The sequence below is a fragment of the Streptomyces sp. NPDC002680 genome (genome assembly GCF_042889145.1).
In the GTDB taxonomy this organism is placed as follows: domain Bacteria; phylum Actinomycetota; class Actinomycetes; order Streptomycetales; family Streptomycetaceae; genus Streptomyces; species Streptomyces adonidis.
Window position 1 is genome coordinate 88,633 of the sequence record NZ_JBIAQP010000005.1, and the last position, 12,174, is coordinate 100,806.

Here is a 12,174-nt window from a genome sequence, read left to right on the forward strand (position 1 = left end):
TGCGGGCCGACGCCCCGGGATCTGGATTGATCCGTATTGACGGGTACGCCGCAGCAGGTAGGGAGTACTCCCCTCCGTAGGAAGAACAGTACCCCAATCACCAAGGAAAGGTAAAGAGATTGGTAAAAGAAAACCCAAATACACAGGTCAGACGGCTTTACTGATGCTTGGTGAAGTGCTTGCGAGGGTCAGCGGTTCCATGAGCGGCGGGCTGCCGCGACCTGGCTGAGCACCTGCTGGAGCACCTGGCTGCCCTGCGGCACGACCGACGGCTCGTACGTCCACGCGTGGCCGACCCACGGGTCGGCAAGGTGGTCGTCGGGCACCGGGGTGAGTCGCAGGAGCGAACGCCAGAGGGGATCGAGCAACGGCCCGTAGGCTGCGGCGTCCTCGCGGTCGGCGACCATCATCAGGTGGACGCCGACGGCCGGGCCCTCGTCCGCGAGATAGCGCAGCTGGGTCACCGCCCGGTCGTCGAAACCGTGCGGGAAGTCGTTGACGATCAGCAACTGCTGAGCGGTGTCGAGGTCGGGCGGCAGCGAGTCGGCCGCGCCGGCGCGCACCGCCATCTGCACCAGGTCGACGCGCTGGGTGAGCCGGCCCAGGACGTCCGTGACACCGGCGGCCCCGGCGGCGGGCGGACCCGCGAGTACACCGGTCCCCACGAGCGGTGCCAGAGCCTGGGCGCCCGCGCCTGCCGGGTCGATGACGTGCACGGCGAATTCGCCCGCCGGATGGACTGCCAGCAGCCGGGCAGCGTGCGTCACAGCCGTGTCCATGGCGAGCCGACGCAGCTCGTCGGAGTCGACGAGCGAACCGTCGGGCGACTCACCGCTGTCGATCCACAGGCCGCGCTCCAAGGGCAGCCGGACGAGCATCGGGATGCTCAGGTCGACGCTCTCGGGCAGCCGCAGGTCGCCCAGCCGCAGCGCCATGGGCATCTCCATCGGCACGCGGTAGCCATGCCAGACAGGGCTGTCCCAGCGTGCGTACGCCAGGGGCAGGGCGGGCTCGACGACCTCGGCCTCGGCGGTGAGCTGGGCGAGGTCGCGGTCGAGGGCGGCGCGGGCCTGGTCGACGAGTTTGGCGTGCTTGGCGCGGGCCGCTTCCCGGGCGCCGTCGCCCTGGCCGCCGAGCCGGTTGCGGGGATCGGCCAGTGCCCGGTCGATCTCCTGTTCCAGGCGTGAGTCGGCGAAGTCGACGGCACTGCGGTACGCGGCGGCAGTGCGCGCCAGGTCCTCGAACATGCCCCAGACCTGGTTGTAGAGCCGCTCGTCCATGGACCACCCGGTCGCGTCACCCGCGACCGGCCGCGGCGGCTGTCCGGGCTGGACCGGGGGTGGTGCGGTCGGCGGGGCCGGTGGCGGTGCTGCCGTACGGCGGCCGGGGTGACTGTAGTTGACCGGGCCGGAGGTCTGCGCGGCTTCCCCGGCGCGGCCCGCCTGGGGCGAGGCATCCGGTTGGCCGGCCTGCGCCGGGGTGTTCTGCGGGTCTCCGATTCCGTACGGCGATGAGGGCTGCGGGGCGGCAGGACCGCCCTGGACGGCGGAGCCCGCCTGCTCGGGTGTGCCGGGAGGCGGAGTGTCCTGCGGCCCCTGGGCCGTGTACGGCGACGCGGACTGCGCGGGGCCGGGGGATGCCGTCCGGCGGATGCGGTCGCTGTCCGGCGTACGGGATGGCGGGGGTGCCACCGAGCGGGAGTGGGCCTGGGACACCGCCTCGTTAATGGTGTCCGCGAGGCGGCGGGCCTCGGGGAGGCCCTGGTCGGTGAGGAGTTCAACGAGGCCGCCGGAGTACCCCTGGCCGATGGCGCGGACCTTCCAGGTGTCCTGTCTGCGGTAAAGCTCCAGGGCGACGACGGCCGACTCCGCTTCCAGGCCGGTGATCGTGTAACTGGCGACCTCGGCGCCGTCGAGACCGGTGACGGCGACGAAGGGCGCGGCCACAGCGCCGAAGCGGGCCGGACCGCCCACACCGGACGGCAGGGCGAGCAGCACGCTGATCCGGTGCACGGAGTCCGGCATGGCACCCAGGTCCACGGCGAGCCGGTGGTCGGCGGCCGCCTGCTTGGAGACCTCCAGGCCGGGGAGTGTGGGAGCACCTGGGTGGGCCACCCACTCGACGCCGTGGACCTTGCCCTGTTCGTCGCCGATCGTGGCCCCCGCCACGATCGGCGCGCCGGCCGAGATCCGCACTTCGAGGCGGACCTGGGAGAGCGGATGGTTCTGCCCCCGGACCAGCTCGGCCGTCATCGCCTTCGTCCCCCCGTGTCGTTCTCTTGCTTCTGTGGGCCGCGCGGGCCCGGTTACAGGTGCGGCAGGATCGCCGGCATCAGGTCCTGGAAGGTACGGCCGTTGGCCGGGGTACCGAGGGCCGTCATCTGCCAGCCCGCGCCCGCGCGGTGCACCTTCGCCATGATCTGGGCCGTGTACTGGCCGCCGCCGTCCAGTGTGTAGCGGGCGAGTTCGTCGCCGTTGGTCTCGTCGACCAGTCGGCAGAACGCGTTCTGCACCTCCTGGAAGGTCTGGCCCGTGAAGGAGTTCACGGTGAAGACGATCTGGTCGATGTGGACCGGCACTCGCGGCAGGTCGACGAGGATCGCCTCGTCGTCACCGCCCTGGCCGACACCGCCGACGAGGTTGTCGCCGGTGTGCCGCACGGAGCCGTCGTCGCTCACGAGGTGGCGGAAGAACACGACGTCGACGGGCTGCTTGTCGGCGAAGAGCACGGCGGAGGCATCGAGGTCGATCTCCCGTGTGCGCGAGCCGAACAGGCCGCGCCGGGGAGCCGCCTGCCAGCCGAGGCCCATCCGCACCGCGGTCAGGGTGCCCCCGTCGCTCTTCTGCAGGTTGATGGCCTGACCCTTGGTCAGATTGACGCTGCCACTGGGCGTTCCGCCCTTGGATACGTCCACCACGCGCTGTTCCCCTCTCGAACCGATCCCCTGTTGCCGCGGGGTCCGCGGATGACCTGAACCCTACGCAGGGGCACTGACAGTGCCGAAGCCTCGGGCGCACTTTGTGTCGGTGTTGCAACACTGCGCGTACGACGCAGCTCATGGACGTCGACCGGGGTGCCCGACCGGTGCGGCGGCCGGTACCCCGTGTGCCCCGTGCGGCGGTCAGGCCAGGCCCGCCTCCTTCATCTGGCGCAGTTCCTTCTTCATCTCCGACACCTCGTCGCGCAGCCGGGCGGCGATCTCGAACTGGAGGTCGGCCGCGGCGGCACGCATGCGTGCCGTCATCTCCTCGATCTGGCCGGCGAGTTCGGCCGCGGGACGGTCGGTCGGCACCGTCTGCCCCGCCTTGCCCTTGCCGGCCTTGGCCGCCTTGCCGCCGAGCGCGGGCACCGGGGCCTTGGCGCCCTTGCCGTCCTTCGACTTGCGGTAGCCCGAGCCGAGGAGCTGTTCCGTGTCGACGTCCTCGCGGGCGATCTGCGCGACGATGTCGTTGATCTTCTTGCGGAGCGGCTGCGGGTCGATGCCCCGCTCCTTGTTGTACGCGACCTGCTTCTCCCGGCGGCGGTTGGTCTCCTCGATGGCCTTCTCCATCGCCGGGGTGATCTTGTCCGCGTACATATGGACCTGGCCGGACACATTGCGGGCCGCGCGGCCGATGGTCTGGATCAGGGAGGTCCCGGAGCGCAGGAAGCCCTCCTTGTCGGCGTCGAGGATCGACACCAGGGACACCTCGGGGAGGTCGAGGCCCTCCCTGAGGAGGTTGATGCCGACCAGGACGTCGAACTCACCGGAACGCAGTTCGCGCAGCAGCTCGACCCGGCGCAGGGTGTCGACGTCGCTGTGCAGATAGCGGACCTGGATGCCGAGTTCCAGGAAGTAGTCGGTGAGGTCCTCGGCCATCTTCTTGGTGAGCGTGGTGACCAGGACGCGCTCGTCCTTCTCGGCGCGGGTGCGGATCTCGTGCACCAGGTCGTCGATCTGGCCCTCGGTGGGCTTGACGACGACCTCGGGGTCGATGAGGCCGGTGGGGCGGATGATCTGCTCGACATAGCCGTCGCCCCGGGACAGCTCGTACTTCCCGGGGGTCGCCGACAGGTACACGGTCTGTCCGATGCGCTTCTGGAACTCCTCCCATTTCAGGGGGCGGTTGTCCAGTGCGGACGGCAGCCGGAAGCCGTGGTCGACGAGGGTGCGCTTGCGGGACGCGTCGCCCTCGTACATGGCGCCGATCTGCGGGACCGTGTTGTGCGACTCGTCGATGACGAGCAGGAAGTCTTCCGGGAAGTAGTCGATCAGGGTGTTCGGCGGGGAGCCGGGGAGCCGGCCGTCGAAGTGCATCGAGTAGTTCTCGACGCCGGAGCAGGAGCCGATCTGGCGAAGCATCTCCAGGTCGTACGTCGTCCGCATCCTCAGGCGCTGGGCCTCCAGGAGCTTGCTCTGTTTCTCCAGTTCGGTGAGGCGTTCGCCGAGTTCCTTCTCGATGTCGTCGACGGCCCGCGCCATGCGCTCCGGTCCTGCCACGTAGTGGGTGGCCGGGAAGACGTACATGTGCTCGTCTTCGCTGATGATCTCGCCGGTGAGCGGGTGGAGGGTGGAGAGGGCCTCGATCTCGTCGCCGAACATCTCGATGCGGACGGCCAGTTCCTCGTAGACCGGGAAGATCTCGATGGTGTCGCCGCGCACGCGGAACGTGCCGCGGGTGAAGGCCAGGTCGTTGCGGGTGTACTGGATGTCGACGAAGCGGCGCAGCAGCTGGTCCCGGTCGATCTCCTCGCCGACCTTCAGGGGGACCATCCGGTCCACGTACTCCTGCGGGGTACCGAGGCCGTAGATGCAGGACACGGAGGCGACCACGATGACGTCCCGCCGGGTGAGCAGCGAGTTGGTCGCGGAGTGGCGCAGGCGTTCGACCTCCTCGTTGATCGAGGAGTCCTTCTCGATGTAGGTGTCCGACTGGGGGACGTAGGCCTCGGGCTGGTAGTAGTCGTAGTACGAGACGAAGTACTCGACGGCGTTGTTCGGGAGGAGTTCCCGGAACTCGTTCGCCAGCTGGGCGGCCAGGGTCTTGTTCGGCGCCATGACGAGCGTGGGGCGCTGGAGCTTCTCGATCATCCACGCGGTGGTGGCGGACTTGCCGGTGCCGGTCGCGCCGAGGAGCACGACGTCCTTCTCACCTGCTTCGATGCGCCGAGCCAGCTCGGCGATGGCCGCCGGCTGGTCGCCGCTCGGCTGATAGGGGCTGACGACCTCGAAGGGCGCCACCGTGCGTTCGATCTTGGAAACTGGCCGCATGGCATCAACCGTACGGCCACCCACTGACAACGGGTCCTGATCAGCGGTTCTGCGGGGTTCGGGAGCTGCGGTGCCCGTGCCGCTGGCCGAGGCGCGGCGGGGGGCGTCGGCCGGGGTGCGGGACGGCGGGGTGGGCCGGGATGCCGGGCTTGTTGTCGGCGGGGCGCCGGCCGGGCTTGCCCATGACCATCAGCGGGTCGAACATCACGACGACACCGGCCAGCAGGAGGAAGGCGAGCGGGCCGATCATCAGGGGGGCGAGGAGACTCGCGGGCGAGTCTCCTTCCGGGGTCCCGGGCGAGGCGTGGAGGTGGACCCTCAGGGCGGCCATGCCCGTGTAATGCATGCCGCTGACGGCGAGCCCCATGACGAGGCTGGCGCCCACGCTCCACAGGAAGCCGCGGATCTGCCCGGCCGCCCACAGTGCGGCGGTGGCGGCCACGACGGCTATCACGACGGAGGCGGAGACGGTGAGGGTGTTGTACTCCAGCTTTCCGTTGAGGCGCATTCCGGCCATGCCCAGATAGTGCATGGACGCTATGCCGAGGCCCGTGATGGTGCCCCCGGTGAACAGTGCCGTTCCGCTCACACCCCGGTAGCCGACGATGAAGATCCCGATACCGACCATGAGGATGGCGACGCCCAGGCTGGCGAAGGTCAGCCACATGTCGTAGTTGATCGGGGTCTCCTTGACCTTGAACCCCATCATCGCGACGAAGTGCATGGTCCATATGCCGGAGCCGATCGCCGCGGAGCCGAGCGCGAGCCACCCTGGTCGCCACGACTGGGCGACCAGCATCGATCTGGTGGTGCAGCGCAGGCCCAGCGCACCGCCCAGGCAGGCCATGAGGTAGGCCACCAGCGGTGTGACGAGTCCGTAGCTGAATCCGTCGACCGTGCCCTGCATGTGCGGCTGCCCTTCCGCCCTGTTGCGTCCCGGAATTCCCTGAAATGCGCCCCCGCCCCAGAACCGGCCAGCGGTCAGGGTTGTGGCAGAGAGTATGACTGGCTCCGGAAGGGTCGAACGATTTTCCGGCAAAGAAACACGGCCTTGCCCCACTTGTGCGGCAGGAGTGTGCGGACTCAGGCAACTCCGTTCAATCTGTGTCTGTGCCGCACCTCTCTTTCCGTTGTCCCTCCGCTGTCACTTGTCACTCATGGCTCGTCCGCGCCCGCTCGGCACCCGCGCTCCGGGCATTGTCAGTGGTGGGTCGTACGGTGGGGCGCATGGACAGCCATGGGCGGGACGAGCGGCGGGAACCGGGAGACCGGCAGCAGGTCGTGTGGGCGGTCGTCGGCACCGACATCGGTCCGCTGCTGCTGGCCGCGACGCACGAAGGCCTGGTGAATGTGGTGTTCCATGCCACGGAGCCGGTGCGTGAGAAGACTGTCGAGCGGCTCGCCTCCCGACTGGGCGCGGAGCCCGTCGAGGCGCCCGGGTCCCCGCTCCTGGCCGAGGCGATACGCCAGTTCGCGGCGTACTTCGCGGGCGAGCGGCACGATTTCGAGCTGCCGCTCGACTGGTCCCTGATCTCCGGCTTCAACCGGCAGGTGCTGCGCGAACTGGCGTCCGGTGTGCCGTACGGCGCGGTGGTCGGGTACGGCGATCTGGCCGGCCGGGTGGGCCAGCCCGGTGCGGCCCAGGCGGTGGGCGCGGCGATGGGCGCCAATCCGCTGCCGGTCGTGGTGCCGTGCCATCGGGTCGTGGAGAGCGACGGCGGCCTGGGCGGGTTCGGGGGCGGCCTGGAGACCAAGCGGAAGCTGCTCGCGCTCGAAGGGGTGCTGCCCGAGCCGCTGTTCTGAGAGGTTCCGCAGGGGAACGGAACGCTGTGGGGAAGCAGGGGGGATCTCACGAGTGACCACATCTTCCGCCCGCGCGGGCGGGGAACTGGCCGTGCTGCGGCGTCGGATCACCGGTGTGCTGGTCGCGAGCCAGATCCTCGGCGGGCTCGGCGTGGCCACCGGTGTCGCGCTGGCCTCCGTGCTGGCCCAGCGGATCAGCGGTACGGAGTCGTTGTCCGGGCTCGCGCCCACCGCGATGGTCGCGGGCACCGCGGTCGCCTCCCTGCCGCTGGCGGCGCTGATGACTGCGCGCGGGCGGCGACCCGGGCTGGTCCTGGGCTATCTCGTCGGCGCCCTGGGTGCGGGTGTCGTCGTGGTCGCGTCGGTCGTCGACAGCTTTCCGCTGCTGCTGTGCGGCATGGCCGGGTTCGGCGCGGCCTCGGCGGCGAATCTCGGGGCGCGGTTCGCCGCCGCCGACCTCGCCGAGCCGGACCGGCGGGCCCGGGCCATCTCGAACGTGGTGTGGGCGGCCACCATAGGGGCGGTCATCGGACCGAACATCGCCGCTCCGGCGGGACGCAGTGTGTCCGGACTCGGGATAACCGAGACGGCGGGCCCCTTCCTGTGGGCGGCCGGGATCTTCCTGGTCGCGGCGGTGACGGTGGCTGTCCTGCTGCGCCCCGATCCGCTGCTCACGGCCCGTTCACTTGCCCCGGTGGAGGAGCAGTCGACCGAGGGCCGGTCCCTGCGCGCGGGCCTCGCCGCCGTCACCGCCTCGCCGCGTGCCCGGCTCGCACTGGTGACAGTGGCCATGTGCCACACGGCCATGGTCTCGGTCATGTCGATGACCCCGGTCGCCCTCGGGCACCACGGCGCGGGCATCGATCTGATCGGGCTGGTCATCAGCGGTCACATCGCCGGCATGTACGCGTTCTCGCCGCTCATGGGTCGGCTGTCCGACCGGGTCGGGCGGCTGTCCGGCATCGGGCTCGCCGTGGGGCTGCTGGCCTGCGCCGCGTTCCTCGCGGGTACGGCCGACGGCAGTCACGGCCGCACCGCGGCGGGTCTCTTCGTCCTGGGGCTGGGCTGGTCGGCCGGGCTGGTCTCCGGGTCCGCCCTGCTCACGGACTCCGTGCCCGAGGCCGCGCGCGCCGCCGCCCAGGGGCTGTCCGACCTCGTCATGAACGCCTCGGCGGGCCTCGGCGGAGCGGCCTCCGGGCTCGTGATGGCCCAGGCGGGCTACGGGTGGCTGAATCTCGCCGCCGCCTGCCTGCTGATACCCGTGGGCGCGCTGGCGCTCTTCACGCGGAACGGCCTGCGGCGGGTCCGGGGCGCGACAGCGGGCGGCTGAACCGGTTCGAGCCGGTCCTCGCGCGAGGGGTGGCCGGGACGCGGGAGCGGTAGCAGACTCCGCCGTGCGCACAGCCGCTGGCATCCGAAGTCACGGGGCCGAAGGGACGGCGATCACGTATGAGCGGGAACAGGGCAGTCGCGTATCTCAAGCCGGGCACGGTCGAGGTCAGGACCATCGACTACCCGACGCTTGAACTCCAGGACGGGCCGGGAGTCGCCCCGCAGAACGTCGGCAGGAAATGCCGGCACGGAGTGATTCTCAAGGTGCTCGCCAGCAACATCTGCGGAAGTGACCAGCACATGGTGCGGGGCCGGACGACCGCGCCCGAGGGGCTGGTCCTCGGACACGAGATCACCGGAGAGGTCGTCGAACGCGGGCCGGACGTCGAGTACGTCGACGTCGGGGACATCGTCTCCGTACCGTTCAACATCGCCTGCGGGCGGTGTCGCAACTGCAAGGAACGCAAGACCGGCATCTGCCTGAACGTCAACCCGGCCCGCCCGGGGGCGGCTTACGGCTATGTCGACATGGGCGGCTGGGTCGGCGGTCAGGCAGAGTACGCGATGGTGCCGTACGCGGATTTCAACCTGCTGAGGTTCCCGGACGCCGACCAGGCTCGCGAGAAGCTCCTCGACCTGACCATGCTGTCGGACATCTTCCCGACCGGCTTCCACGGCGCGGTCACCGCGGGCGCGGGTGTCGGCTCGACGGTGTACGTCGCGGGAGCGGGCCCGGTCGGCCTGGCCGCCGCGGCGTCGGCGCAGCTCCTGGGCGCCGCCGTCGTCATCGTCGGCGACCTCAACGCCGAACGCCTCGCCCAGGCGCGGAGCTTCGGCTGCGAGACCGTCGACGTCTCACGCGGCGACATCGAGGGGCAGCTCGCCCAGATCCTCGGGGAGCCCGAGGTGGACGCGGCGGTCGACGCGGTCGGCTTCGAGGCCCGGGCGCACGGCCCGGACGCCCCGGAGGCGCCCGCGACGGTCCTCAACTCCCTGATGGGCGTCACGCGCGCGGGAGGTGCCCTGGGCATCCCGGGGCTGTACGTCACGGACGACCCGGGCGGCATCGACGGGGACGCCAAGTCGGGCACCCTGAAGATGCGGCTCGGCCTCGGCTGGGCGAAGAGCCACGCGTTCACCACCGGACAGTGCCCGGTGATGAAGTACCACCGGGGGCTGATGCGGGCGATCCTGCACGAGCGCGTGCACATCGCCAAGGCCGTCAACGCGACCGTGATCGGCCTGGACGACGCCCCGCGCGGCTACGCCGAGTTCGACCAGGGCGCGAGCCGCAAGTACGTCCTCGATCCGCACGGGACGCTGGCCGGCGTACGACCGGTCTGATCTCCTGAGACCCGGTCTCCGGCGCTCGGAAGGGGGTGCCCGCGCGCGGGCACCCCCTTCTCGCCCGCTGCCGTGCCCTACGCGTAGTGCCGCGCCTCGAAGACGTTGCCGTCGGGGTCGCGGAAGTAGAAGCTGCGCCTCGCCGGGCCCCGGGCGCCGTAGGAGTCGTACGAGATGTCCGAGACGGGTACGTCCCGTTCCTCCAGGCGGGTTCGCAGGGCGTCGAAGGAGTCCGCGGGCAGGGACAGGCACACGTGGTTGACGGGGTGGCCCGCGCTGTCGGCGGATCCGGGGAGCATGTTCATGCGCTCCGCCAGGGAGAGGGGCGCGAGGTCGAAGATGGTCTCCTCGTTGAGGCGTACGGAGGGGAAGGACACCGTCCCCGTGGCGAATTCGGTGATCCTCAGGGGCTCCATGCCGATCGCCTTCTCGTAGAAGTCTGCGGCGGCGAGCGGGTCGCGCACCCAGAGAACGACATGGTCGAGACGTGTCGAGTTGTCCGTCATGAACCCCAGGCTGGTGGCGTCTGCCACAGGCCGCAAGGGTTTGACCAGGCGCGCCACCCGCCAGAGATGAGGGAAGACCGAACGACAGGAAGCAGGCTCGTGATGCTGGTGGTGTCCGAAGAAGTGCGGGAAGCGGTCGACGCGCGTCGACCCGTGGTGGCCCTGGAGTCCACGATCATCGCGCACGGGCTGCCGCGCCCACGCAATCTTCAGGTGGCGCTGGAACTGGAGGACGTCGTACGGCAGGAGGGCGCCGTACCGGCGACGATCGCCGTGCTGGACGGGCGCCCCCGTGTCGGCCTGGACAAGGAGCAGTTGGAGCGGGTCGCGAACGAGGACGGCATCCGCAAGCTGGGGCACCGCGATCTGCCACTCGCGGTGGCCGCCGGGGCGAGCGGGGCGACCACGGTGTCGGCGACCGCGCTGCTGGCGGCACGTGCGGGCGTACGGGTGTTCGCCACGGGTGGGCTCGGCGGGGTGCACCGCGAGTGGACGGTGACCCAGGACGAGTCGGCCGACCTGGGGCTGCTGGCGCGCACCAGGATCACGGTCGTCTGCGCGGGCGTGAAGTCGATCCTGGATGTGCCGGCCACCTTGCAGCGGCTGGAGACCCTCGGGGTCGCCGTGGCCGGTTTCGGCACCGGCAACTTCCCCGGCTTCTACCTGTCCGACTCCGGGCACCCCGTGGACTGGACGCTCGACACTCCGGAGCAGGTCGCGGACGTGATGCGGGCCCAGGACGCGCTCGATTCCCCGGAGTCGGCGTTCATCGTCGCCAATCCTGTGCCCGCGGAGGAACAACTGGATCCCGGGCTCCACGCGCGCGTGCTCGCCGACGCGCTGCACGCGCTCGAAGAGCAGGGCGTGAGCGGGCAGGCCGTGACGCCGTTCCTGCTCGACTACCTGGTGCGGCACACCGACGGCGCCTCACTGAGCGCCAACCTGGCAGCGGTCCGCGGCAACGTACGGCTCGCGGGGCGGATCGCGGCGGCCTGGGCCGGGGCGTGACAGAGCCTGGCATGAGGGTGCCGGGCGGGGCGCTGCTCGTCGCCGGGGACGTCATCACGGACATCGTCGCCCGGCACCACGGTCCGCTCGCGCCGCGCACCGACACGACCGCCGCGATCCGGACCCTGCCGGGCGGCGCGGGCGCCAACGTGGCCTGCTGGGCGGCCCATTGGGGGCGCTCCGAGGTACGGCTGCTCGGACGGGTGGGTACGGACGCGGCCGAGTGGCACGAGCGCGAGCTGACGGCCTGCGGAGTACGGCCCCACCTCGTCGTCGATCCCGAGGCGCCGACCGGGACGGTGATCTGCCTGGTGGACATGGACGCGGCGGCCGAGCGCACGCTCCTGACCCAGAGCGGTGCCTCGGTGCGGCTGAACCCCGACGACTGGTCGGACGCGCTGCTCGACGGTGTCGCGCGGCTGCACCTCTCGGGCTATCTGCTGTTCTCGGCGACGGGCCGGGCGTTCGTGGCGGTGGCCCTGGAGGCGGCACGCGCGCGTGGCGTACCGGTGAGCCTGGATCCGGCGTCGGCGGGCTTCCTTGTCGAACTGGGTGTCGACCGCTTCCTGGATCTGGTGTCCGGGGTGGACGTGCTGCTGCCGAGCCGTGACGAGGCCTGTCTCCTCACCGGGCTGCCCGACCCGGCGGACGCGGCGGCCAAGCTGAGCCGCCACGTCCCGCTGGTGGTCGCCAAACAGGGTGCCGAAGGCGCGATCGTGGCCCGCGCGGGGGCCGTGTGCGCCCGGGTTCCGGCCGTACCCGCGACACCCCGGGACACGACGGGCGCCGGAGACGCCTTCACCGGCGCGTTCCTCGCCGCCCTGCTGACGGGCGCCGAACCCGAGGACGCGGCGGCGGAGGGGTGCCGGGCGGGCGCGCGGGCGGTGGAGCGGGTGGGCGGGAGGCCGCCGGTCGCCGGTTGAAGAGGCC

Annotated in this window: 10 protein-coding genes; 5 read left to right on the forward strand and 5 right to left on the reverse strand. The window is 70.8% G+C overall.

Annotated features, from left to right (window positions below; genetic code table 11):
- Nucleotides 1–188: 188 nt before the first annotated feature.
- The 4 genes from ACFYXF_RS15140 to ACFYXF_RS15155 all read right to left on the reverse strand — a co-directional run bounded on the left by ACFYXF_RS15140 (nt 189) and on the right by ACFYXF_RS15155 (nt 6,158).
- Nucleotides 189–2,252, reverse strand: coding sequence for a TerD family protein (locus tag ACFYXF_RS15140; protein ID WP_389350013.1), 2,064 nt, complete (start codon nt 2,250–2,252; stop codon nt 189–191).
- Between the two features lie 53 nt (nt 2,253–2,305).
- Complete coding sequence (locus tag ACFYXF_RS15145) at nt 2,306–2,872, reverse strand: TerD family protein (protein WP_369033716.1); 567 nt, start codon at nt 2,870–2,872, stop codon at nt 2,306–2,308.
- A 249-nt stretch (nt 2,873–3,121) separates the two neighbouring features.
- Nucleotides 3,122–5,251, reverse strand: coding sequence for an excinuclease ABC subunit UvrB (gene uvrB, locus ACFYXF_RS15150; RefSeq protein ID WP_389350014.1), 2,130 nt, complete (start codon nt 5,249–5,251; stop codon nt 3,122–3,124).
- A gap of 40 nt (nt 5,252–5,291) precedes the next feature.
- Complete coding sequence (locus ACFYXF_RS15155) at nt 5,292–6,158, reverse strand: MHYT domain-containing protein (RefSeq protein ID WP_389350015.1); 867 nt, start codon at nt 6,156–6,158, stop codon at nt 5,292–5,294.
- 320 nt (nt 6,159–6,478) lie between these two features.
- Between ACFYXF_RS15155 and ACFYXF_RS15160 the strand changes: the two genes are divergently transcribed.
- The 3 genes from ACFYXF_RS15160 (at nt 6,479) to fdhA (ending at nt 9,730) form a co-directional block, all read left to right on the forward strand.
- A complete protein-coding gene (locus ACFYXF_RS15160; RefSeq protein WP_389350017.1) occupies nt 6,479–7,054 on the forward strand; it encodes a methylated-DNA--[protein]-cysteine S-methyltransferase in 576 nt (191 codons plus the stop codon).
- Nucleotides 7,055–7,106: 52 nt separating this feature from the next.
- A complete protein-coding gene (locus ACFYXF_RS15165) occupies nt 7,107–8,384 on the forward strand; it encodes an MFS transporter (protein ID WP_389350018.1) in 1,278 nt (425 codons plus the stop codon).
- Nucleotides 8,385–8,503: 119 nt separating this feature from the next.
- Entirely contained in the window at nt 8,504–9,730 is a 1,227-nt protein-coding gene (gene fdhA / locus ACFYXF_RS15170) for a formaldehyde dehydrogenase, glutathione-independent (RefSeq protein WP_389350019.1), read from the forward strand.
- A gap of 77 nt (nt 9,731–9,807) precedes the next feature.
- Here fdhA and ACFYXF_RS15175 read toward each other — a convergent pair whose 3' ends face one another.
- A complete protein-coding gene (locus tag ACFYXF_RS15175; protein ID WP_389350020.1) occupies nt 9,808–10,236 on the reverse strand; it encodes a VOC family protein in 429 nt (142 codons plus the stop codon).
- Between the two features lie 99 nt (nt 10,237–10,335).
- Here ACFYXF_RS15175 and ACFYXF_RS15180 point away from each other — a divergent pair, with 99 nt between their 5' ends.
- Nucleotides 10,336–11,244, forward strand: a complete 909-nt coding sequence (locus tag ACFYXF_RS15180; protein ID WP_389350354.1) for a pseudouridine-5'-phosphate glycosidase — start codon at nt 10,336–10,338, stop codon at nt 11,242–11,244.
- A gap of 11 nt (nt 11,245–11,255) precedes the next feature.
- Nucleotides 11,256–12,167: a carbohydrate kinase family protein gene (locus ACFYXF_RS15185; protein WP_389350021.1), complete on the forward strand. Its 912-nt coding sequence runs from the start codon at nt 11,256–11,258 to the stop codon at nt 12,165–12,167.
- The last annotated feature ends 7 nt before the right edge of the window (nt 12,168–12,174 follow it).

Bases quoted from the DNA above. Each gene is read 5' to 3' on its own strand.
- ACFYXF_RS15140 (WP_389350013.1), bottom strand. From the start codon at position 2,252: ATGACGGCCGAGCTGGTCCGGGGGCAGAACCATCCGCTCTCCCAGGTC.
- uvrB (WP_389350014.1), bottom strand. From the start codon at position 5,251: ATGCGGCCAGTTTCCAAGATCGAACGCACGGTGGCGCCCTTCGAGGTC.
- ACFYXF_RS15155 (WP_389350015.1), bottom strand. From the start codon at position 6,158: ATGCAGGGCACGGTCGACGGATTCAGCTACGGACTCGTCACACCGCTG.
- ACFYXF_RS15160 (WP_389350017.1), top strand. From the start codon at position 6,479: ATGGACAGCCATGGGCGGGACGAGCGGCGGGAACCGGGAGACCGGCAG.
- fdhA (WP_389350019.1), top strand. From the start codon at position 8,504: ATGAGCGGGAACAGGGCAGTCGCGTATCTCAAGCCGGGCACGGTCGAG.
- ACFYXF_RS15175 (WP_389350020.1), bottom strand. From the start codon at position 10,236: ATGACGGACAACTCGACACGTCTCGACCATGTCGTTCTCTGGGTGCGC.
- ACFYXF_RS15185 (WP_389350021.1), top strand. From the start codon at position 11,256: ATGAGGGTGCCGGGCGGGGCGCTGCTCGTCGCCGGGGACGTCATCACG.